The organism is Bacillus sp. N447-1 (genome assembly GCF_022701035.1).
Classification (GTDB): Bacteria; Bacillota; Bacilli; order Bacillales; family Bacillaceae_G; genus Bacillus_A; species Bacillus_A cereus.
Map to the genome: position 1 here is coordinate 3934022 of NZ_CP065509.1, position 24480 is coordinate 3958501.

Here is a 24480-nt window from a genome sequence, read left to right on the forward strand (position 1 = left end):
ACCACTTGGAGAAATTGATATCAGCAAGAATAATTTGAGGAGAGTGGATAGTTTGTCAACACTTCGTGAAGAAGCACTTCACATGCATAAAGTGCATCAAGGAAAATTAGAAACTGTATCAAAAGTAAAAGTAGAAAATGCAAAAGATTTAAGTCTTGCATATTCTCCAGGGGTTGCAGAACCTTGTAAAGAAATTTATGACGATAAAAGTAAGGTATATGAATATACGATGAAGGGAAATATGGTAGCAGTTGTGACAGATGGAACAGCTGTACTTGGTCTTGGTAACATTGGACCTGAAGCATCTCTTCCAGTAATGGAAGGTAAAGCTGTATTATTCAAGAGCTTTGCTGGTGTAGATGCATTCCCAATTGCCTTAAATACAAACGATGTAGATAAAATTGTTGAAACTGTAAAATTAATGGAGCCAACTTTTGGCGGCGTTAACTTAGAAGATATCGCAGCACCAAACTGCTTCATTATTGAAGAGCGTTTGAAAAAAGAAACAAATATTCCTATCTTCCATGATGATCAACACGGAACAGCTATTGTAACAGTAGCAGGTCTTGTAAATGCACTGAAATTAGTTGGAAAGAAAATGTCTGACATTAAAGTTGTCGCAAATGGCGCAGGTGCAGCAGGTATTGCAATTATTAAACTTTTATATCGCTATGGTGTACGCGACATTATTATGTGTGACCGTAAAGGCGCAATCTATGATGGTCGTCCTACAGGTATGAATCCGGTGAAGGATGAAGTTGCAAAATATACAAATAAGAATCGTATAGAAGGTTCTTTAGCTGATGTTGTACAAGGTGCGGACGTATTCATTGGTGTATCTGCAGAAGGTGCATTAACAGAAGAGATGGTTCGTACAATGAATGACGATGCGATTATTTTTGCAATGGCGAATCCAGTTCCAGAAATTATGCCAGAATTGGCAAAAGCAGCGGGCGCAGCTGTTGTTGGAACAGGTCGTTCTGACTTCCCGAACCAAGTAAATAATGTACTGGCGTTCCCTGGTATTTTCCGCGGTGCACTTGACGTACATGCGACACAAATTAACGAAGAAATGAAGATGGCAGCTGTACAGGCTATTGCTGAGCTTGTAGCAGAAGATGAGTTAAATGCAGACTATATCATTCCGGCACCATTTGACGCGCGTGTAGCGCCTCAAGTAGCGGCTTACGTTGCAAAAGCAGCAATGGAGACAGGAGTAGCTCGCCGTCAAGTAGATCCAAATGAGATCGCTGAAAAAACAAAACAATTAGCGCTGATTGGTAAAGAATAAGCGAGGAATTTCCATTGACATCATCAAATACAAAAGTATATCTCGAAATTGTAAAAAAAATCCGTTCCATTATGGAAGAGGATGGTTTGGTGGCGGGGGATCGTTTGCCGTCTGAGCGTGAGTTAAGTTCACGCTTAAACGTAGGACGTTCCTCTGTAAGAGAAGCATTGCGTGCTTTAGAACTGGTAGGATTGATTGAAACGAGACGTGGTGAAGGGACGTTTATTCGAAACTTTTATGATAACGGTCTTGTACAATTAATTGCCCCGTTCTTATTGCAAGATGAGAAAACAATTCGTGATTTATTACAAACGAAACGATTACTTGAGAAAGATATGATTCGAATTGTATGTAATTTACCGAAAGAAACGTTTTCTAAAGTACTAAGTAGATTACACCAAGTACTTGAAGGAAATGAAAGCTCAGTCCCAACGCTTCATCAAACGTTCTTTAAAACACTTATTGAACAAGTCGATAATTATTTACTATATCGCATTTGGATGATCGTAAATGATTACGTAGCAACTCTTTCTTGTAAAGTTTCAAGAGATTCTATCGATATGTATAGAAAGCTTTATGCTACTTTGGAAGAAAAACAAGAAAATGATGCACTAAAAATTTACGATGAATTAGTAGAGAATATACAGTTTCACTCGTAATGTATAAAATTTGTCGAAATGACCATGACACGTTATGACAAACATTCTACCGCTTAGCGGTTAAAGTTAAACGTAAAGAGTGAGGTTATTAGACAGATTGAGAAGATAAGGCTAACATCAAACTTTGGTGTTAGCCCCATTTTCTTCTTACGCTAACCTTAGCTCTCAACGAAGGGGGTCAAATTGTGCTAAGAGATTTATTCGTGAAAAAGAAAAAGTACGCTGCAATACCTTCAGAACAAGTACGAAAAGATGTACCAGATGGCGTTATGACAAAATGTCCGGAATGTAAAAAAATCATGTATACGAAAGAACTTCTAAAAAATTTAAAAGTATGTGTGAATTGTGGATATCATCATCCTATGAATGCATGGGAACGTCTTGATAGTATATTGGACGAAGGGTCATTCCGTGAGTATGACAAAGAAATGGTTTCATTAAATCCACTCGAGTTTCCAGGTTATGAAGAGAAACTAGAGAGCGATCGTAAGAAGACTGAATTGAACGAAGCGGTTGTAACTGGTGAAGGAACAATTGATGACATGCTTGTTGTTGTTGCAGTAATGGATTCTCGTTTTCGAATGGGGAGCATGGGCTCTGTAGTAGGAGAAAAAATCGCCCGTGCGGTTGAAAAGGCGTACGACTTACAAGTTCCATTTATTATCTTTACTGCTTCGGGTGGTGCCCGTATGCAAGAAGGTATATTAAGTTTAATGCAAATGGCAAAAACAAGCGTAGCTTTGAAAAAGCATAGTAATGCAGGAGGATTATTTATTTCTGTTATGACTCACCCAACGACGGGCGGGGTTTCAGCGAGTTTCGCTTCACTTGGTGATTATAATCTTGCAGAACCAGGTGCACTTATCGGATTTGCTGGTAGACGTGTAATTGAACAAACGGTGCGTGAGAAACTACCAGAAGATTTCCAAACGGCAGAATTCTTACTAGATCATGGTCAATTAGATGCGGTGGTGCATCGTGATGATATGAGAGAATCACTTCGCAAGATTTTAGAAGTTCATCAAGGAGGGGAAATGGCTGTATGGCAGAGCTAGAATTTGAAAAACCAGTTGTTGAGCTAAGAAATAAGATTCGTGAACTGAAAGACTATACGAAAAATAGCCAGATGGACTTCAGTGAGGAGATTCGTATTTTGGAAGAAAAGCTAGAAAATTTAGAGGAAGATATATACGGCAATCTGAAAGTATGGGACCGTGTTCAAATTGCTCGTCATGCAGAACGACCGACAACGCTCGATTATATTGAGCACTTATTTACTGATTTTTTCGAATGTCATGGAGATCGTCTATTTGGCGATGATGCAGCGATTGTCGGCGGCATTGCGAAATATAAAGGGATGCCTGTAACTGTAATTGGGCATCAGCGCGGAAAAGATACGAAAGAAAATATTCGCCGTAACTTTGGAATGCCTCATCCAGAAGGATATCGAAAAGCATTACGTTTAATGAAGCAGGCGGAAAAGTTCAATCGTCCTATTATTTGTTTTATTGATACGAAAGGAGCTTATCCTGGTAAAGCTGCTGAAGAACGTGGTCAAAGTGAAGCTATCGCCCGCAATTTATTTGAAATGGCAGGTTTAACGGTACCTGTTATTTGTATCGTTATCGGCGAAGGTGGTAGTGGTGGTGCGCTAGGCCTTGGAGTTGGAGATTACATTCATATGCTAGAAAATTCCACTTATTCTGTTATTACACCAGAGGGTGCAGCGGCAATTCTTTGGAAAGATGCAGGAAAAGCAAAGGAAGCTGCAGAGGCAATGAAAATTACAGCAGCAGATTTGAAAGAATTAGGTGTGATTGACGAAATTATTCCAGAAGCAAGAGGCGGAGCTCACCGTAATATTTTGAAACAGTCAGAAAATATAGACTTAATGATTCGAAAAACTTTTGAACAATTAAACGGAATTTCGAAAGATGAATTAATCGAAAAACGTTATGAAAAATATATGAAAATTGGGCAAGTTTCGTTTTCAAACGCTTCCATTTGGATAAAATAAGAAAAGCGTGCGTTCCACTTCGCGAATGCACGTTTTTATTATGAAAAGACACATCTTCTCCATTGTATTTTTATATTTTTTCGTGTTATTTTATTATAAGGCAAATAATCTTTATGAGGTGAGTACAAATGAAACGTATTGGTGTATTAACAAGTGGTGGAGATTCACCTGGTATGAATGCTGCCATTCGTGCAGTTGTTCGTAAAGCGATTTTCCATGATATTGAAGTATATGGTATTTACCATGGATACGCTGGATTAATTTCTGGTCACATTGAAAAATTAGAACTTGGTTCTGTTGGCGATATTATCCACCGCGGTGGTACAAAATTATATACAGCAAGATGTCCTGAGTTTAAAGATCCAGAAGTACGACTAAAAGGTATCGAGCAATTAAAGAAACACGGTATCGAAGGACTTGTTGTTATTGGTGGAGATGGTTCTTACCAAGGCGCTAAAAAATTAACTGAACAAGGATTCCCATGTGTTGGTGTACCAGGTACAATCGACAATGATATCCCTGGAACAGACTTCACAATTGGTTTCGATACAGCTTTAAACACTGTTATTGATGCAATTGATAAAATTCGTGACACAGCTACATCTCATGAACGTACATATGTTATCGAAGTAATGGGACGTCACGCTGGTGATATCGCATTATGGGCTGGTTTAGCTGATGGTGCGGAAACGATCTTAATTCCAGAAGAAGAGTATGACATGGATGATGTTATCGCTCGTCTGAAGCGTGGTAGTGAACGTGGTAAAAAACACAGTATTATCGTTGTAGCTGAAGGTGTTGGAAGTGCAATTGACATCGGTAAGCACATTGAAGAAGCAACAAACTTTGATACTCGTGTAACTGTATTAGGTCACGTACAACGTGGTGGATCACCAAGTGCACAAGACCGTGTATTAGCAAGTCGTCTTGGCGCAAGAGCAGTTGAATTATTAATTGCTGGTAAAGGCGGACGTTGTGTAGGTATTCAAGATAACAAACTTGTTGATCATGACATTATCGAAGCGTTAGCTCAAAAGCATACAATCGATAAAGACATGTATCAATTATCTAAAGAATTATCCATCTAATCGGCGTAATGTCAGATATTTGGGAACGGTTTCATAATTTTCGGAGGTGCAATATGCGTAAAACTAAAATTGTATGTACTATAGGTCCTGCTAGTGAAAGTATTGAAAAATTAGAGCAATTAATCGAAGCAGGTATGAACGTTGCTCGTTTAAACTTCTCTCATGGTAGCCATGAAGAGCACGGAGCTCGTATTAAAAACATTCGTGAAGCTTCAAAGAAAACTGGTAAAACAGTTGGTATCTTACTTGATACAAAAGGTCCAGAAATCCGTACTCACGACTTCGTAGACGGACAAGCTGAGCTTGTAACAGGTGCAGAAGTAGTTCTTTCTACTGAGCAAGTATTAGGTACTGCAGAGAAGTTCTCTGTATCTTATGCTGGTCTTTATGACGATGTAGACCCAGGTTCTCGTATTCTAATCGATGACGGTCTTATCGAACTAGAAGTAATCGAAAAAGCTGATGGAAACATCCGTACAAAAGTTCTTAACAGCGGAACTGTAAAAAATAAAAAAGGTGTTAACGTACCAAACGTAAGCATTAAGCTTCCTGGTATCACTGAAAAAGACGTAAAAGATATCATCTTCGGTATCGAGCAAAAAGTTGATTTCATTGCAGCTTCATTCGTACGTAAAGCGTCTGACGTATTAGAAATCCGTGAATTATTAGAAGAGCATAACGCTCAATACATCCAAATCGTACCAAAAATCGAAAACCAAGAAGGTATCGACAACATCGATTCAATCTTAGAAGTTTCTGACGGTTTAATGGTAGCTCGTGGTGACATGGGTGTAGAAATTCCACCAGAAGAAGTACCGTTAGTACAAAAACGTCTAATTAAAAAATGTAACGTGTTAGGTAAACCAGTTATTACTGCAACACAAATGTTAGATTCTATGCAACGTAACCCACGTCCAACTCGTGCGGAAGCAAGTGACGTAGCTAACGCAATCTTCGATGGTACAGATGCAATCATGCTTTCAGGTGAAACAGCTGCTGGACAATACCCAGTAGAAGCAGTAACAATGATGGCTAACATTGCGGTACGTGTTGAAAAATCATTACAATATGAAGATATGTTCAAAAAACGTATTAAAGAGTTCACTCCAACAATTACAGATGCAATTAGCCAATCTGTTGCACATACAGCACTTGCTCTTGATGTAGCTGCAATCGTAGCTCCAACAGAAAGTGGATATACTGCGAAAATGATCTCTAAATACCGTCCAAAATCTCCAATCGTAGCTGTAACATCTGACGAGCAAGTAGGACGTCGTCTTGCACTTGTTTGGGGTGTACAAGCATTTATGGCTGAGAAGCGCGCAGCTTCAACTGACGAAATGTTAGATACAGCAATTCAAACAGGTATGGATGCAGGCCTAATCGGACTTGGAGATACTGTAGTGATTACTGCTGGTGTTCCAGTTGCTGAAACTGGTACAACAAACTTAATGAAAATCCACGTTGTTGGTGAAGAAATTGCTAAAGGACAAGGAATCGGTCGTAAAGCTGCAAAAGGTAAAGTAGTTGTAGCAAAAACAGCTGCTGAAGCTGTAGCGAACGTAAACGAAGGTGATATCCTTGTTACAACAAGCACTGATAAAGATATGATTCCTGCAATCGAAAAAGCTGCAGCTTTAGTTGTAGAAGAAGGTGGCTTAACAAGCCATGCAGCTGTTGTAGGTGTATCAATCGGTATTCCTGTTATCGTTGGTGTAAACGGCGTAACAGCAACTTTAAAAAATGGCCAAGAAGTAACAGTTGATGCAGCACGCGGAATTGTTTATAATGGACATGCGGAAGTGCTATAAGTAATACGGAGAGAAGGATCGGAGTCCTTCTCTTTTTTTTACACAAAAACGAGATAAAATTAGCTTAAAGCGCCTAGAATTGCTTTTAAAAGCTGTTTGTTATGGGTTTTAATATGAAAGGGTATCTATATTTCATATGATGTATATAGGCATTGTGAGGGCGTTAAAAGTGAGATGTGAGAGAGGTGTAGAACTATGAAGTGGTTACTATTCTTGTTTATTTTAATACCGGCGATTGAGATTACGGTCTTAATTGGATCAAGTCATGTAATAGGTTTATGGTCTACGTTCGCTATGATTGTATTTACAGGTGTTGTAGGTGTGTATTTGGCGAAAAGACAAGGGTTTAAAGTGCTTGGAGAGATTCAATCTAAGTTGAATAGAGGGGAAATGCCAGGTGAGGCGGTACTAGATGGTATTTTTGTATTTGTAGGAGGTATTCTCTTAGTGCTTCCTGGGTATGTGACAGATATGCTAGGGTTTATCTGCGTGATCCCTATTACGAGAGCTTTATTGAAGCCGCTTGTTATGAAGTGGATGGAATGGAAATTTAGAAAGAATTCTACTATTATTATTCAGAAATAGCACTTAGATTGTAGAAATCTAAGTGCTATTTTTTTGTCTTGTAAAAGGAGAGGAACTTGCTGATTGAAGCTTTGTTTTACCGCGCTATTTGTGGGGGGGGATTTCTATCTCAAAGCTGGGCTGCTCGTAAGTGTCTGATGTGGGGTGAATGATGAGTGGGGATGAACAAAACGTTCGCTTATTATATTTGCTATATAATTTTCGTTTGAACTCTTGTGTGTACTTCGATTAAACTTGTGATTTTTTAGTGCTATTAATTTAGATGAATAAGATGGAGGGAAACACTGCTAAATTAAAGTTTTGCTTTCTTATATAGAGGAACGATTGGTGTAAAAAATTCATATAAAAAGGCGGAGATTGTTAGTTGAAGTCTTATTTTATGCTATTTTGTATATTTATTCATTTACATAAAAAGTAATAAATGTAAATGATAATTATAAAATAAATAGAATAAATATGTAAAAACACCACGGAATATGCGTTTTTCATGCAAAAAAACAAGAGAATTATCTTTTTTGAGTGCAATTCTCTTGTTTTATGTAATAAGTATGAAAAATAAGTACAAGGAATAATCAGTGGGAATTTCCCACTGATTACAGGTAAGTTTTTTGTTGTGTATGAATTAGAAACTATTATTTTGAAGGTGAACCTTTAATATATTTCCACAAGTCATGGAAGACATTAGCTTTGTGTAATGTATTAAGTAGTACTAAGGTGACTGGGCCGATGATTAATCCTAAAAAGCCAAAAAGTTTAAAGCCGACAAATAGAGCGACGAGTGTTGCTAATGGATCGAGACCGATGTTAGATGAAAGTACTTTCGGCTCCATAATTTGTCTTTGGACAATCACGACGATGTATAAAATGAGAAGACCAATGGCGAATGCGGTATCGCCAGTGAAAAATACGTATATAACCCATGGAACAAAGACTGCGCCTGTTCCTAAATATGGTAGTAAATCTACAACCCCTGTAATAATCGCGATAGTAATGGCGTATGGTACGCGTAATATTAAAAGCCCGATTAGTACAATGACAGTTGTCATAGATACGAGTGTAAGTTGTGCTTTCACAAAACCAAACAAAGCTTTTCTTAAGTCGACAAAAATAGTTTTTCCATAGCCATGTACACGATTCGGTAGCAATTTTCTTGCTTTCTGAGCAAGACGGTGCCAATCGTAACTAATGAAGAAAGTGGCTAATAAAATGAATACAAGGACAGTTAAAGTTGTTGGCAGTGCACTAATGAAATTCGTTAACCCGCTTATAATGGCGGTTAAAAGTTCTTTCATTTGTGTTGTCGCTTCTGTTCCTAAGTTTTGAATGTTTTGTGTAATTGTATAGCGCTGTGGTTCTCCAAGATGATTAAATTTAGAGATTAAATCATCGTAGAGAGGCATAATATGATTAAGTGCAAATTGCTGAGCGAATGTAACGATATCTGGAAACTTTACTGTAACAAGTTGTAGTAAGTATGTTGTGGCAGATATTGCTTCAGTCACAAGATATGTAACAAGTCCAACGATAGCTCCAAATACGAGAATTAAGCTAACGAGTACTGCTAGTGCGCGAGGAAATTGTAGTTTTTGATTAAGGAAATTGACGACAGGATTAATCAAATAAGCAAATGCAAAAGCGATAATAAAAGGATAGATAAGCCCTGACATGTATAGTAATACATAGAACCCAGCTACCGTTGCTACAATGACAAATATGAGTCGCAATATCATATATAGTAAGTTTCGGTTCAAAGATGTATACCTCCCATTCCAATTTGGATTATCCTAATTCGTTCAACTTATAACGAGTGTGCCCCACTGATTAAAGTTTCACTTTATGTTATAGTGGAATGATGGATTTTTCCTGCTTTTTCAGTATGTGAGTGACTGTGAAAGCTTGGTGTTGATGCTTCTACTATATGGTAAAAACTTCATTTTCTCTTCTTTTTATTTTACCTGTTTCTAATTAGAAAAGAAAGAAGAGACGTCTGTTTTTTAAAATGTATACACGCTTAAATTTTTATGGTGAAAGTCTCAATTTATCATTTTAAAATACATAAAAAATGAAGTGATTCATGTTGAATAGGCATCGATATATCATGTATAACGATAGGTTTAAAGGTATTTTTGTTTGGAAATGAGTTCATTATTTTCAGAAAGGAAGTGCAAACATGATTAGTCAGTCAACGTTATTTTTATTCATACTACTTATTATAGGACTTATTGCGAAAAACCAATCGCTTACTGTGGCTATTGGTGTGTTATTTTTATTGAAGTTTACGTTTTTAGGAGATAAGGTCTTTCCTTATTTACAAACGAAAGGAATTAACCTAGGTGTAACGGTCATTACAATAGCGGTGCTCGTACCGATTGCGACGGGGGAAATAGGTTTTAAACAACTTGGAGAAGCGGCAAAATCTTATTATGCGTGGATTGCTTTAGCTTCAGGTGTAGCGGTCGCTTTGTTAGCGAAAGGCGGCGTACAATTGTTGACAACGGATCCCCACATTACAACTGCGCTTGTTTTTGGGACAATTATAGCGGTTGCGCTATTTAATGGGGTTGCTGTTGGTCCGTTAATTGGGGCTGGAATTGCCTATGCGGTTATGAGTATTATACAAATGTTTAAATAAGGAATTTTATAGTAATATAAAATTTTTGAATTCTTTCTGTTCACAAAAGTCAGATAATTGTTTATAATAGGATTAGAAACTTTGAAAAGTTACATAACAGCAGAGACTTTACACCAGATAAAATAAAAACAACATAAAACAATTTTATAATGATATTGTTTTATGTTGTTTTTATCATAAAACTCTTCGGAATGTATTTTCCTCACTAACTTGTTGTTTTGAGCGTGAGGATTCGGGGAGACATTCACGCTCATGCTTTCCATGTAAACAATGGACAATAAGAGGGGAACATCGCAACAAATTTGCATGATCGTGCATTTTGCTTGCCTAAAGAGTGAACGGGCGTTCATAATTCATAAGGGGAGCAAATAGATATAAGGAGCAAGGTTGGGAGAATTTTCAGGAAAAGGAGAGAATGTCATGACTGTTATTCGAGGTTTAGAAGGGGTAGTAGCAACAACATCATCTGTGAGCTCTATTATTGATGATACATTAACTTATGTTGGGTATAATATTGATGATTTAGCTGAGAATGCTACGTTTGAAGAAGTAGTGTACTTATTATGGCACCGCAAGCTTCCTAATGAAAAAGAACTAGCGGAATTTAATGAAATTGTATCAGAATACTATAAAGTTCCAGGTGAGATTTTAACATATTTGAAACAAGTAGATTTAAAAATTGCACATCCGATGTCTGTTTTACGAACTGCAATTTCCATGCTATCATTATACGATGAGAGCGCTGAAATTATGGACGAAAAGTCCAATTATTTGAAAGCGGTTAAATTACAGGCGCAAGTAGGAACTTTAGTTGCTGCTTACGCGAGAATCCGTAAAGGTTTAGATATTGTTGAGCCAAGAAAGGATTTATCATTAGCTGCAAACTTCTTGTACATGTTAAATGATCGCGAGCCAAATGAAGTTGAAATTGAAGCTTTTGATAAGGCGCTTGTACTTCATGCAGATCATGAGTTAAACGCTTCTACATTTACTGCACGTGTTTGCGTAGCTACACTTTCAGATGTATATTCTGGTATTACAGCAGCAATCGGTGCATTAAAAGGTCCTCTTCACGGTGGGGCAAATGAAAATGTAATGAAGATGTTAACTGAGATTGGTGAAGAAGAAAATGTAGAGTCATATATTCATAATGCTCTTCAAAATAAAGTGAAAATCATGGGCTTTGGCCACCGTGTGTATGAGCAGGGTGATCCACGTGCAAAACACTTACGTGAAATGTCTAAGAGATTATGCGTGCTTTTAGGAGAAGAGAAATGGTATAATATGTCTATCAAAATTGAAGACATTGTAACAAAAGAAAAAGGTCTTCCACCAAATGTTGATTTCTATTCAGCTTCTGTATACCATTGTTTAGGAATTGACCATGACTTATTTACACCTATTTTTGCAATTAGCCGTATGTCAGGCTGGTTAGCTCATATTCTAGAACAATATGAAAACAACCGTTTAATTCGTCCGCGTGCTGATTATAATGGACCAACGCATCAAGTGTATGTTCCAATTGCACAACGATAAGCGAATAACACTATTTTGATAGTGAAAATACGCTTTCAAAAGTCTGATTTTTTCGGAAAGATGTAATGATTAGAATATTTTAATTTGACTAACGGTTTGAACTGAGGGGTTATTCCCTCAGTTTCATACATATGAAATTTCAAACATGGGGGTTATCACATTGACGACAGGTGAAAAAATTACTGTAACTAATGGTGTTATGAATGTACCAAACAATCCGATTATTCCATTTATCGAGGGAGATGGAATTGGTCCTGATATTTGGGCAGCTGCATCTCGCGTACTAGAAGCAGCAGTTGAAAAAGCTTATGATGGTGAGAAGAAAATCGTTTGGAAAGAAGTGCTTGCAGGGGAAAAAGCATTCAACCAAACAGGCGAGTGGTTACCAGAAGAAACTTTAAACTTAATTCGTGAATATTTAATCGCGATTAAAGGTCCACTTACAACTCCAGTTGGCGGTGGTATTCGTTCTCTAAACGTAGCACTTCGTCAAGAATTAGATTTATATGTATGTCTACGTCCAGTTCGTTATTTTGAAGGTGTTCCTTCACCTGTAAAACGTCCGGAAGATACTGATATGGTTATTTTCCGTGAAAATACAGAAGACATTTATGCTGGAATTGAATATGCGCAAGGATCTCCAGAAGCAGAAAAAGTTCTTGCTTTCTTAAAAGAAGCAATGGGTGTTAATAAAATCCGCTTCCCAGAAACATCTGGTATTGGTATTAAGCCAATTTCAGAAGAAGGGACAAAGCGTCTTGTTCGTGCTGCAATTCAATATGCAATTAACGAAAAACGCTCTTCTGTTACATTAGTTCATAAAGGAAACATTATGAAATTTACAGAAGGTGCTTTCAAAAACTGGGGTTACGAAGTAGCGGAACAAGAATTCGGCGACAAAGTATTTACTTGGGCTGAATACGATCGTATCGTTGAAAAAGATGGTAAAGATGCAGCGAATAAAGCGATGGCAGACGCTGAAGTGGCTGGAAAAATCATCGTAAAAGATTCTATTGCAGACATCTTCTTACAACAAATTTTAACTCGTCCACGTGAGTTCGATGTTGTTGCAACAATGAACTTAAATGGTGACTATATCTCTGATGCACTTGCTGCACAAGTAGGTGGAATTGGTATTGCACCTGGTGCAAACATTAACTATGTGACTGGACATGCTATCTTTGAAGCTACACACGGTACAGCTCCAAAATATGCAGGTTTAGATAAAGTAAATCCATCTTCTGTTCTTCTTTCAGGTGTATTATTATTAGAACACTTAGGATGGAACGAAGCTGCGAAATTAGTAACTGCTTCTGTTGAGAAAACAATTGCTTCAAAAGTAGTAACTTATGATTTCGCACGCTTAATGGAAGGTGCAACAGAAGTGAAATGTTCTGAGTTCGCTAATGAACTTATTAAAAACATGGATGTAGCGATAATCAAAAACGCATAATTAAAGCGGGGGGTAAATTATGACAATCAAACGCAAGAAGGTTTCAGTCATCGGTGCAGGATTTACAGGAGCAACAACGGCATTCTTATTAGCACAAAAAGAACTTGCAGATGTTGTATTAGTGGACATTCCACAACTGGAAAATCCAACAAAAGGGAAAGCGTTAGATATGTTAGAAGCGAGCCCAGTACAAGGTTTTGATGCTAACATTATTGGAACATCTGATTACGCAGATACTGCTGATTCTGACGTTGTCGTTATTACAGCAGGTATTGCACGTAAGCCTGGTATGAGCCGTGATGACTTAGTAGCAACAAACTCTAAAATTATGAAAAGTATTACGCGCGACATTGCAAAATATTCACCAAATGCAATTATTGTTGTGTTAACAAATCCAGTTGATGCAATGACATATTCTGTATTTAAAGAAGCAGGATTCCCGAAAGAGCGTGTAATCGGCCAATCGGGTGTATTAGATACAGCTCGTTTCCGTACATTCATCGCACAAGAATTAAATCTTTCTGTAAAAGACATTACAGGATTTGTTCTTGGCGGACACGGTGACGACATGGTACCTCTTGTGCGTTATTCTTATGCAGGCGGTATTCCGTTAGAAACGTTAATTCCGAAAGAGCGTTTAGAAGCAATCGTAGAACGTACACGTAAAGGTGGCGGTGAGATTGTAGGCTTATTAGGAAACGGTAGTGCATATTACGCACCAGCAGCTTCTTTAGTTGAAATGACAGAAGCAATCTTAAAAGATCAACGCCGTATATTACCAGCTATTGCGTACCTTGAAGGTGAGTATGGTTATAGTGACCTTTACTTAGGGGTACCAGTAATTCTAGGTGGTAACGGAATTGAAAAAATTATTGAATTAGAACTTCTTGCAGATGAAAAAGAAGCGTTAGATCGCTCTGTAGAATCTGTACGTAATGTAATGAAAGTTCTTGTTTAATAATTGAATAGTAGTGAAAAAGATTCGGGATTCCGAATCTTTTTCTACTATTTACCGAATTGTTTTTTTGAAATAATATGAAAACGCTATCATTTGTAATATCCTATAATGAAACTGTAGATTTATACTATACATTGCCCTCATCATAGTAAATTTCGGATAAGGTATCGCTTTTAGTAGGATAATAAGGTGAAAAAATCGGAGGGGGTTGTAACATGTTAAAGAAAAAAGTTCAAATTGGTCGTAAAATGGATGAAATTACAGTAGGAGAGAAATTATCTATCACTGAAAAAATTGAGGATAAAGATTTGTTATTGTACTTAGGGTTAACGAATGATGCCAATCCATTATATATTCAGCATGATTACGCATCCCAAACTCCGTATGAAAAGCCGATTGTACCAAGCATTATGCTAACGGGAATGATTACAACGGCGGTTACGAAATATTTACCGGGTCCAGGAAGTCATATTACGAGAAAGGACCTTACATTCGTGAAACATGTTCACCATTATGAAACGTTACAAATCCACTTTGAAGTTGTGGCTGTTTCTGAGGAGGAACATACAATTGATATGCTTGTATCTGCTCATGATGAAAAAGGAGAAACTGTTGTGAAAGGTTCATTAACAGTAACGCCACCTTTTAAATCAGTTTCTATTATGGAAAAAGCATTAGATAATTTTTAAAAAGATGAAAATATGAATAGCGCTAGCATACCTTTAATAAGGATGCTAGCGCTATTTTTAGTTGAAGAACCCTTCTTTGAACCCTTCAGCAAATTCTGAGCACCCCGTTTTAATCGTATCCCAGCTCGGAGCGTTAAAAGTAAGGATACATGTGACTGCTAAAGATAGAATGGATAGTATTAGTCGCATAATAGACCTCTTTATATTATTAATTTATATATTAAGATTAATAATATAATTATCGGTAATTGAAGTCAATTAAAGGAGTGGTTTTTTAGGTGAGGTGGAAAAGAGAAGACGTGATCTTTGAAACGGTAAGAGAAGCTGAAGTGTGGGCAGACGGGGTTGCGAATGAAATGTACGGGAGAGTATTTGATGGATATGAAACACCAGATTATAAAATAGCGTATGCTCTTTCGTTTTTCCTAGCACAAAATCAAGATTTTATAGTTCATACGGAAGTGAGCTTTAAAGAAGAGAGAGCAATCTATAAAGTTTGGCAAAATCCTGTGTAGTTGCAGGTGAATCGTAATTACTTCTATTTTCTCAATTCTACACAAACGATATCCATGAATAGACAATTATATTGAGAGGGACCTTGTTTTCTAGTATGATGAGAATAACGGGGAAAATACTAGGATGAAGAAGGTTTCAAGTCTATAACTTGGAGGAAAAGAATGAACAATCGTATTTTAGTAGTTGATGATGAGGAATTTATCTTAACTTTAATCGAATTTAATTTACAACAAGCTGGGTTTGAAGTTATAACAGCGATGGATGGAGAAATGGCGCTTCAAAAAGCGACAACAGAACGCCCAGATTTAATTATATTAGATTTAATGCTTCCGAAAATGGATGGTATGGAAGTGTGTAAAGAATTACGATTGCAGCGCGTTATGACGCCGATTTTAATGTTAACGGCAAAAGATGATGAGTTTGATAAGGTGCTAGGCCTTGAACTTGGGGCGGATGATTATATGACAAAGCCATTTAGTCCAAGAGAAGTTGTTGCTCGTGTGAAGGCGATTTTGCGTCGTACGAAATTACAACAAGAAGAACAAGTTGCAGAAGCGCCAGATGAAGATAGCATCACAATTGCAGAACTTAAAATTTTACCGGAATTTTATGAGGCTTATTTCCAAGGAAGAAAGCTTGAATTAACACCAAAAGAATTTGAACTACTTGTGTATCTTGCGAAAAATAAAAGTCGCGTGTTGACACGTGATCAATTACTAAGTGCTGTATGGAATTACGATTTTGCTGGTGATACACGAATTGTTGATGTTCATATTAGCCATTTGCGCGATAAAATTGAACAAAATACGAAAAAACCGACGTACATTAAAACGATACGTGGTTTAGGATATAAATTAGAGGAGCCAAAAGGGAATGAATAAATTTCGTTCCAGGCTTCTTTTTACATTTGTTTCTCTTATTGTATTTATTTTAGTTGGACTAGGTTTATTACTAGAAACTGTGTTTGAAAACTACTATATAGATCATGCTAAAGAGAGAATGGTAAAAGAGACAGAGTATGTTGCGACGTTAGCAGAAGAGCAAGGTTTTGATAATGTCTTAAAAAACCCATACATATTTGAAAAGTTAGAAGAAAAAATACCAGCTTCTATCGTATTTTTGGATGAAAAAAAGAAAGTTCAATATAGAAAAGGACAAGAATTGGCATTTAGTCCAGAGACGATTAAAGAACTTTCTTCGGAAGTGGCAAAACAACGAAGTAAAGTGATTACGAAAGAAACGGATCGAAAGAATGAATTTTATCATGCGGTGTTCGTTCAAGATGTAGAAGGAAAACAAGGATACATTTTGGTGAAAAGTATAATTGATCCTTTAAGAGACGTACATCAAAAAACGTGGGGATTATTAATTATCGGATTTGTCATTGCTTGTCTCGTAGTTGTATTTTTAGGTATGAAAATTACAGGGCAATATATTAGGCCAATTGAATCGGTTACGAAAGTTGCAATTGAATTGGCAAAGGGCAATTATAAAGCACGTGCATACGAAAGTCATTCGGATGAAACTGGAATGCTGAGTAAAGCGATTAATATTTTAGCTCGAAATTTACAAGAGATGACACTTGAACAAGAAATGCAGCAAGATCGTCTGCATACGTTAATTGAAAATATGGGAAGCGGAATGATTTTAATTGATAGCCGAGGATATATAAACCTTGTAAACCGCTCTTATAAGGAAACTTTCCACGTAACAGATGAAGAATATTTAGATCGCTTATATTATGAATCGTTTCATCATACAGAAATTATTGAGCTTGTAGAAGAAATCTTTATGACAGAAGTGAAAGTGCGTAAACAAATGTTATTGCCACTTGGAATTGAACGGAAGCATTTCGAAGTATATGGAGCGCCGATTATCGGGACAAACCATGAATGGAAAGGGATTGTTCTCGTATTCCATGACATAACAGAGTTAAAGAAATTAGAACAAATGAGAAAAGACTTTTTAGCGAATGTTTCTCATGAATTAAAGACACCGATTACTTCTATTAAAGGTTTTTCAGAAACACTCTTAGACGGAGCGATGGATAATAAAAAATTCTGCGAACATTTCTTGCACATTATTTTAAAAGAAAGTGAGCGCATGCAAGGATTAATTGAAGATTTATTAGATTTGTCGAAGATCGAACAACAAGGATTTAAATTAAATATGGGAACCGTTGATATGAAGGGGCTGCTTGAAGATATTCATATGGTACTTGATAATAAAGCAGGAGAAAAAGAAATCTCTTTACAAGTTAATGTATTAAAACGTGCCTCTGTTATTGGAGATCCAAGTCGTTTGAAACAAATCTTTATTAATTTAATTAATAACGCAATCGTATATACACCGGCTGGAGGCGTTGTTTCAGTAGAGTTAGCGGAAGATAAATATAATGCTTATATAAAAGTATCGGATACTGGAATTGGTATTAGTAAAGAGGAAATTCCGCGTATTTTTGAACGTTTCTACCGGGTGGATAAAGCAAGAAGTAGAAATACTGGTGGTACCGGCCTTGGATTGTCGATCGTAAAGCATTTAGTTGAGGCGCATCAAGGTACGATTACAGTAGATAGTGAAGTTGGAGAAGGGACAACGTTTACAGTTGTTTTACCGAAATCAGCAACTGAAAAATAGGATGAAGGATGTTTACAATATATTAACAATGGCTTAATTAAATATTAATAAAGCTCTGTTAATATAATACATGAAAACCCCTTCATCCAAGGAGTAATTTTGGACGAGAATAGTTAAGCTGTTCTCGTCACTTCCCTTTATGCCAATATAAGTCTGTTTTATATATGAAAGAAAATAGCCGTTATTTTTCTTCTCTCTATTAGTCATGTTAATATAGAGAGAGGAAAGGAACGGTTTTTTTCTGTGAAAAAAATCATTTCAAATTTGTATGGGGAGGTTTCAATTTTGGAAAAAAAGGTCGTATTAGTAGATGGTAATAATATCGCGTATCGTGCTTTCTTTGCACTACCGCTTTTAAATAACGACAAAGGTATACATACGAACGCAATTTACGGTTTTACAATGATGTTAATGAGAATATTAGAGGAAGAAAAGCCAACTCATATGTTAGTGGCGTTTGATGCAGGCAAAACAACGTTCCGTCATAAAACGTATAGTGAGTATAAAGGAGGACGTCAAAAGACTCCACCTGAATTATCAGAGCAGTTCCCGTTTATTCGTGAGATGCTGGATGCGTTCAATGTACCGCGTTATGAATTAGAAAATTATGAAGCGGATGACATCATGGGAACGTTAGCGAAAGAAGCGAGTGAGCAAGGGGCGAGTGTAAAAGTTATTTCAGGAGATAAAGATTTACTTCAACTTGTTTCTGATAACACGCTTGTATGTATTCCGCGAAAAGGGATTACAGAAGTGGATGAATATACGAAAGAAGCTTTATTTGAAAAATACAGCTTATCACCAAAGCAAATTATCGATATGAAAGGTTTAATGGGAGACCAATCAGATAATATTCCGGGTGTACCAGGAGTTGGTGAAAAAACGGCGATTAAATTGTTAACACAGTTTGGAACGGTTGAAGAAGTGTATGAAAATCTAGATCAAGTAAGTGGGAAGAAATTAAAAGAAAAACTGGAAGAAAATAAAGAACAAGCTCTTATGAGTAAGGATCTTGCAACTATTATTACAGATGCGCCGATTACAGTTCATGTGGATGATATGGCGTATAAAGGATATGAAGCAAGTGATGTCATTCCAATGTTCGAGAGTTTAGGATTTACATCTCTTTTAAATAAATTAGGCGTTACGCCAGAAGAAACAGCTCCAGCTGAATTAGATGATATTACATTTGATATTGTGGAAGAAGTTACAGAAGAAATGCTTCAGCAAGATAGTGCGCTTATCGTTGAAGTACAAGAAGATAACTATCATAAAGCAGACATTCAAGGTTTCGGTATTCAAAATGAAAATGGATGTTACTTTATTCAGACAGACATTGCTCTTAAGTCAGATGCTTTTAAAGAGTGGCTTGCAGATGGAGAGATGAGAAAGCATACATTTGATGCGAAGCGTGCAATCGTTGCACTGAAATGGAATGGGATAGATATGCAAGGGATTGACTTTGATCTATTAATCGCTGCTTATTTACTTGACCCGGCTGATACAGATAAAGATTTCCGTACTGTAGCGAAAATGAAAGAAACGCATGCTGTGAAATCAGATGAAGAAGTTTACGGAAAAGGTGCGAAACGTGCTGTTCCAGAGTTAAAGGTAGTCGCGGAGCATGTGGCTCGTAAAGTGCATGTATTATATGATGTAAAGCAAACATTCGTTGAAGAGTTAAAGAAGAATGAGCAATATGAACTGTTTACAGAGTTAGAATTGCCGCTTGCACGTGTATTAGCTGATATGGAAGTAAAGGGTGTAAAAGTTGATACAGAGCGTCTTCGTAATATGGGAGAAGAACTTGCGGGTAGATTAAAGGAAATGGAACAGGAAATCTATAAGCTTGCGGGAACAGAGTTTAATATTAATTCACCGAAGCAGCTTGGTGTTATTCTGTTTGAGAACTTAAACTTACCGGTTATTAAAAAGACGAAAACAGGTTATTCTACGTCAGCTGATGTACTAGATAAGCTTATGAATCACCATGAAATTATTCCAAATATTTTACATTATCGTCAATTAGGGAAACTAAATTCAACTTACATTGAAGGTTTACTGAAAGTTGTACATGAAGATTCATCTAAAATTCATACTCGCTTTAATCAAGTGTTAACGCAAACAGGTCGATTAAGTTCAACGGATCCGAACTTGCAAAATATCCCGATTCGATTAGAAGAAGGAAGAAAGATTCGTCAGGCATTTGTTCCATCAGAAGAAGGATGGATTATGTATGCGGCTGATTATTCACAAATCGAACTGCGTGTATTAGCTCATATTGCAAATGATAAAGGGCTAGTTGAAGCGTTCCAACATGACATGGATATTCATACGAAAACAGCTATGGATGTATTTGGCGTTGAAAAAGATGAAGTAACTTCAAATATGAGACGACAAGCGAAAGCTGTTAACTTCGGAATTGTGTATGGTATTAGTGATTATGGTCTTTCACAAAACTTAGGAATTACAAGAAAAGCAGCAGCGGAATTTATTGAAAAGTATTTAGAAAGTTTCCCTGGTGTACAAGAATACATGGAGGACATCGTAAAAGATGCGAAACAAAAAGGATATGTAGCTACATTATTAAATCGTCGCCGTTATATTCCAGAAATTACGAGTCGTAATTTTAACTTGCGTAGCTTCGCTGAGCGTACAGCGATGAATACACCAATTCAAGGTACTGCAGCAGATATTATTAAAAAAGCGATGATTATTATGGCAGATCGTTTAGAAGAAGAAGGATTACAAGCGCGTCTTCTTCTGCAAGTACACGATGAATTAATATTTGAAGCACCAAAAGAAGAAATCGAAAAATTAGAGCAGCTTGTACCTGAAGTAATGGAACATGCGATTGAACTTGCAGTTCCGCTGAAAGTTGATTATTCTTACGGTCCAACTTGGTACGACGCAAAATAAGGAAGTGATGAAATGCCTGAATTACCAGAGGTTGAAAACGTCAGACGGACACTTGAAAATCTTGTAACAGGAAAAACGATTGAAGATGTTATTGTTACTTATCCAAAAATAGTGAAACGACCGGATGATGCAGAAATCTTTAAAGAAATGCTAAAAGGCGAGAAGATTGAAAATATAAAGCGAAGAGGAAAGTTTTTGCTTTTATATGTAACGAATTATGTCATTGTTTCACATTTGCGTATGGAAGGTAAGTTTTTATTACATCAAGAGGATGAGCCGATTGATAAACATACGCACGTCCGTTTCTTATTTACAGATGGAACGGAATTACATTATAAAGATGTGAGAAAGTTTGGTACGATGCATCTCTTTAAGAAAGGTGAAGAAATGAACCAAATGCCTCTTGCTGACTTAGGTCCGGAGCCATTTGATGCTGAAATGACACCGCAGTATTTACAAGAAAGATTACAAAAGACAAATCGTAAAATAAAAGTTGTGCTACTGGACCAGCGTCTTTTAGTAGGGCTTGGAAATATATATGTAGATGAAGTTTTATTCCGTTCTCAAATCCATCCAGAACGAGAAGCTTCGTCTTTAACAGTAGAAGAAATTGAGCGAATTTATGAGGCTACCGTTACAACGCTAGGCGAAGCAGTAAAGCGTGGCGGAAGTACAATTCGGACGTATATCAACTCACAAGGGCAAATTGGTTCGTTCCAAGAACTCCTAAATGTATATGGGAAAAAAGGAGAGCCGTGCGTAACTTGTGGTACGATATTAGAAAAAACAGTTGTTGGCGGGCGAGGAACGCATTACTGCCCAATTTGTCAGCCTAGAATATAGAAAAGAGATAACATCGGATAGGCATTTGTCATATACATACAGCAGAGCTATGTATAAGGGAGGAGCTTACCGATGTACCTTTATTTATCTCTTATTTTATTAGCTTTTACATTAAGCTTAGATAGCTGTAGTGTAGGGCTAACATATGGTTTAAGAAGCGTAAGAATTCCACTAAGATCAATTATAATTATCGGAATGTGTTCAGCGGCTGTTATGCTTGTTTCAATGGGAATTGGACATATGATCGCGAAAGTATTTTCACCTGTTATCGCAACGCGTATCGGTGGGCTTGTTCTTATTGGAATAGGGATTTGGGTATTATATCAATTTTTTCGAAGTGAGAGAAAAGAAGAACCGAAGCAAGAGGAGAAGGTCTGGAAATTAGAGATTGCCTCGCTAGGCCTAGTGATTCAAATTTTACGGAAACCGACTGTTGCAGATTTTGATAAATCAGGCACCATTTCTGCAGGAGAAGCATTACTTCTTGGTATAGCTCTTTCTGTAGATTCATTTGGTGCCGGAATTGGTGCATCTTTATTAGGGTATGCACCCGCTATGATGGCGATATTAGTTGCAGTTATGAGTTCTTTGTTTTTATTTATTGGAATGAAACTTGGAACGGTTTTATCAAATATGAAGTGGTTACAAAAATTTACATTCCTGCCTGGAGTATTACTCATCATTATTGGAATTTGGAAAATGTAAGTATGGGCGTGGAACATTAGTTTCGCGCCTTTTATTATGAGGAGGATTATTATGACAGTAGTAATTGGATTAACGGGAGGCATTGCAAGCGGAAAAAGTACAGTGTCTCAAATGTTTCGTGAACTGAGCATACCAGTTATTGATGCAGATATTATCGCAAGAGAAGTTGTAGAGCGAGGAAAACCAGCATATAACAAAATAGTAGAAGTATTTGGAACGGAAGTGTTACAAGAGGATGGAGAACTAGATCGTCCAAAACTAGGAAGTGTCGTTTTCTATAATGAAGAAAAACGATTGCAGTTAAATAAAATTGTTCATCCTGCAGTGCGTGAGGAAATGAATAGGCAAAAGGAAATGTACATAAAAGAAGGTATGCAAGCGGTTGTGTTAGATATTCCTCTCTTATTTGAAAGCAAATTAACAAGTCTCGTTGACCGCATTTTAGTTGTAGCGGTTAAGCCGCATACGCAATTAGAACGTTTAATGAAACGAAATAACTTTTTAGAAGAAGAAGCAACAGCTCGTATTCAATCTCAAATGCCGTTAGAAGAAAAAGTGAAAAATGCAGATGAAGTGATAAATAATGATGGCACAATTATGGGAACGAAAACACAATTGCAGGTAATTTTAAAAAAGTGGAACATTATTGACTAAAAAATTGTGAAATTAATGAAAATGCTTAGTGACATATCCCCTTTTTGTGTTATACTATTATTGGGATTGGAGATAAATAGTATAACGCATTCAAGGGGGATAACATATTATGACTCGTGTGGCAATTAATGGATTTGGACGTATTGGGAGAATGGTATTTCGTCAAGCAATAAAAGAAAGCGCATTCGAAATTGTAGCAATCAATGCAAGCTATCCATCTGAAACGTTAGCACACTTAATTAAATATGATACAGTTCATGGCAAGTTTGACGGAACAGTAGAAGCATTTGAAGATCACTTATTAGTTGATGGAAAAATGATTCGCCTTTTAAACAACCGCGATCCAAAGGAATTGCCTTGGACAGATTTAGGTGTTGAAGTTGTAATTGAAGCAACTGGTAAATTTAATTCGAAAGAAAAAGCAATTCTTCACGTTGAAGCTGGAGCGAAAAAAGTTATTTTAACAGCGCCTGGTAAAAATGAAGATGTAACAATTGTAGTTGGTGTGAACGAAGACCAATTAGATATTACAAAACATACTGTTATTTCAAATGCATCTTGTACAACAAATTGTTTAGCGCCTGTTGTGAAGGTGTTAGATGAGCAGTTTGGAATTGAAAACGGTTTAATGACGACAGTTCACGCTTATACAAATGACCAAAAAAATATTGATAACCCACATAAAGATTTAAGAAGAGCACGTGCTTGCGGACAATCAATCATTCCGACAACGACAGGTGCTGCGAAAGCGCTAGCAAAAGTTCTTCCACATTTAAACGGAAAACTTCATGGTATGGCACTTCGTGTACCAACACCAAACGTGTCTCTTGTTGATTTAGTAGTAGATGTAAAACGCGATGTGACAGTTGAAGCTATTAACGATGCATTCAAAACTGTTGCAAACGGTGCGTTAAAAGGTATTGTAGAATTCAGCGAAGAGCCTTTAGTATCTATCGACTTTAATACAAATACACACTCAGCTATTATCGATGGTTTATCTACAATGGTAATGGGTGATCGTAAAGTGAAAGTACTTGCTTGGTATGATAACGAGTGGGGCTACTCTCGTCGTGTTGTAGATCTTGTAACGTTAGTTGTTGAAGAGTTAGCGAAACAAGAAAATGTGCAACACATTTAAGTGAATAAGGGAGGAGAGGGCAAGGCGATATTTGCCCTCTTTTTTTAATTTTTTCTGAAAAGGAAAAAAATTATATAAGTATATTTTAAAAAGTGGACATACCACGAAACGTTGTGATTACTGCATTTGTGAATCGTTTATTTTTTTTAGGGAAAAGTAAAGAGGAAAATATGACAGAAAATCGAAAAAACTGTTGTTGCAAAATGAAAATAAACAAAGTATACTAACACTCGTAAACTTAAGAGCTGAGGTACGTAGTCACTACTTAAAGGGTTAGGACCTCTCTGGACTAACTTTCCCCCGTGGTAGTGGAGCAAGCCAAATTGCAAATTAGTTTTCAATTCGAACA

21 protein-coding genes are annotated in these 24480 nt (G+C 36.8%); 20 read left to right on the plus strand and 1 reads right to left on the minus strand.

Annotated elements, in window-relative coordinates:
- The first annotated feature begins 82 nt into the window (after positions 1-82).
- From ystJ to IQ781_RS20005, 7 genes are all read left to right on the plus strand, one after another.
- On the plus strand, positions 83-1291 hold the full coding sequence (gene ystJ, locus IQ781_RS19975) for an NADP-dependent malic enzyme (RefSeq protein WP_161508111.1): 1209 nt from the start codon (positions 83-85) through the stop codon (positions 1289-1291).
- Positions 1292-1305: 14 nt separating this feature from the next.
- Entirely contained in the window at positions 1306-1950 is a 645-nt protein-coding gene (locus tag IQ781_RS19980) for a FadR/GntR family transcriptional regulator (protein ID WP_000204448.1), read from the plus strand.
- Between the two features lie 185 nt (positions 1951-2135).
- A complete protein-coding gene (accD, locus tag IQ781_RS19985) occupies positions 2136-3005 on the plus strand; it encodes an acetyl-CoA carboxylase, carboxyltransferase subunit beta (RefSeq protein WP_000942856.1) in 870 nt (289 codons plus the stop codon).
- Positions 2993-3967 (plus strand): acetyl-CoA carboxylase carboxyl transferase subunit alpha, encoded by a 975-nt coding sequence (gene accA, locus IQ781_RS19990; protein ID WP_000818804.1) that lies wholly within the window; start codon positions 2993-2995, stop codon positions 3965-3967. The genes accD and accA overlap by 13 nt, the downstream gene beginning before the upstream one ends.
- A 128-nt stretch (positions 3968-4095) precedes the next feature.
- Complete coding sequence (pfkA, locus tag IQ781_RS19995) at positions 4096-5055, plus strand: 6-phosphofructokinase (RefSeq protein WP_000821157.1); 960 nt, start codon at positions 4096-4098, stop codon at positions 5053-5055.
- Between the two features lie 53 nt (positions 5056-5108).
- Positions 5109-6866: a pyruvate kinase gene (pyk, locus tag IQ781_RS20000; protein ID WP_001232673.1), complete on the plus strand. Its 1758-nt coding sequence runs from the start codon at positions 5109-5111 to the stop codon at positions 6864-6866.
- Between the two features lie 195 nt (positions 6867-7061).
- Positions 7062-7451, plus strand: a complete 390-nt coding sequence (locus IQ781_RS20005; protein WP_000871628.1) for an FxsA family protein — start codon at positions 7062-7064, stop codon at positions 7449-7451.
- Between the two features lie 632 nt (positions 7452-8083).
- On the opposite strand, the gene ytvI is transcribed toward IQ781_RS20005, so the two are convergent.
- Positions 8084-9202 carry a sporulation integral membrane protein YtvI gene (gene ytvI / locus IQ781_RS20010; protein ID WP_001081388.1) on the minus strand — a complete coding sequence of 373 codons (1119 nt, stop codon included), beginning with the start codon at positions 9200-9202 and terminating at the stop codon, positions 8084-8086.
- Positions 9203-9621: 419 nt separating this feature from the next.
- On the opposite strand from ytvI, the gene IQ781_RS20015 reads away from it, so the two are divergent.
- From IQ781_RS20015 to IQ781_RS20075, 13 genes are all read left to right on the plus strand, one after another.
- Positions 9622-10083: a DUF441 domain-containing protein gene (locus IQ781_RS20015; RefSeq protein WP_000625507.1), complete on the plus strand. Its 462-nt coding sequence runs from the start codon at positions 9622-9624 to the stop codon at positions 10081-10083.
- Between the two features lie 387 nt (positions 10084-10470).
- On the plus strand, positions 10471-11619 hold the full coding sequence (citZ, locus tag IQ781_RS20020) for a citrate synthase (RefSeq protein WP_000503652.1): 1149 nt from the start codon (positions 10471-10473) through the stop codon (positions 11617-11619).
- A 160-nt stretch (positions 11620-11779) separates the two neighbouring features.
- A complete protein-coding gene (gene icd / locus IQ781_RS20025) occupies positions 11780-13072 on the plus strand; it encodes an NADP-dependent isocitrate dehydrogenase (RefSeq protein WP_000206898.1) in 1293 nt (430 codons plus the stop codon).
- 19 nt (positions 13073-13091) lie between these two features.
- Complete coding sequence (mdh, locus tag IQ781_RS20030) at positions 13092-14030, plus strand: malate dehydrogenase (RefSeq protein WP_000153241.1); 939 nt, start codon at positions 13092-13094, stop codon at positions 14028-14030.
- 215 nt (positions 14031-14245) lie between these two features.
- Positions 14246-14719 carry a MaoC family dehydratase gene (locus IQ781_RS20035; RefSeq protein WP_000914180.1) on the plus strand — a complete coding sequence of 158 codons (474 nt, stop codon included), beginning with the start codon at positions 14246-14248 and terminating at the stop codon, positions 14717-14719.
- Positions 14720-14997: 278 nt separating this feature from the next.
- Positions 14998-15234, plus strand: coding sequence for a hypothetical protein (locus tag IQ781_RS20040; RefSeq protein WP_001267383.1), 237 nt, complete (start codon positions 14998-15000; stop codon positions 15232-15234).
- 162 nt (positions 15235-15396) lie between these two features.
- Positions 15397-16116, plus strand: a complete 720-nt coding sequence (phoP, locus tag IQ781_RS20045) for a two-component system response regulator PhoP (protein ID WP_001065220.1) — start codon at positions 15397-15399, stop codon at positions 16114-16116.
- Entirely contained in the window at positions 16109-17872 is a 1764-nt protein-coding gene (gene phoR / locus IQ781_RS20050; protein ID WP_001032102.1) for a sensory box histidine kinase PhoR, read from the plus strand. Before phoP ends, phoR begins: the two co-directional genes overlap by 8 nt.
- A gap of 285 nt (positions 17873-18157) precedes the next feature.
- Entirely contained in the window at positions 18158-20791 is a 2634-nt protein-coding gene (gene polA, locus IQ781_RS20055; protein WP_000412825.1) for a DNA polymerase I, read from the plus strand.
- Positions 20792-20803: 12 nt separating this feature from the next.
- Positions 20804-21634, plus strand: a complete 831-nt coding sequence (gene mutM, locus IQ781_RS20060) for a DNA-formamidopyrimidine glycosylase (protein ID WP_001114478.1) — start codon at positions 20804-20806, stop codon at positions 21632-21634.
- A 72-nt stretch (positions 21635-21706) separates the two neighbouring features.
- A complete protein-coding gene (ytaF, locus tag IQ781_RS20065) occupies positions 21707-22339 on the plus strand; it encodes a sporulation membrane protein YtaF (protein WP_000281747.1) in 633 nt (210 codons plus the stop codon).
- A 51-nt stretch (positions 22340-22390) separates the two neighbouring features.
- Positions 22391-22993, plus strand: coding sequence for a dephospho-CoA kinase (gene coaE, locus IQ781_RS20070; protein WP_000219314.1), 603 nt, complete (start codon positions 22391-22393; stop codon positions 22991-22993).
- Between the two features lie 109 nt (positions 22994-23102).
- Positions 23103-24131: a glyceraldehyde-3-phosphate dehydrogenase gene (locus tag IQ781_RS20075; RefSeq protein ID WP_000198974.1), complete on the plus strand. Its 1029-nt coding sequence runs from the start codon at positions 23103-23105 to the stop codon at positions 24129-24131.
- The last annotated feature ends 349 nt before the right edge of the window (positions 24132-24480 follow it).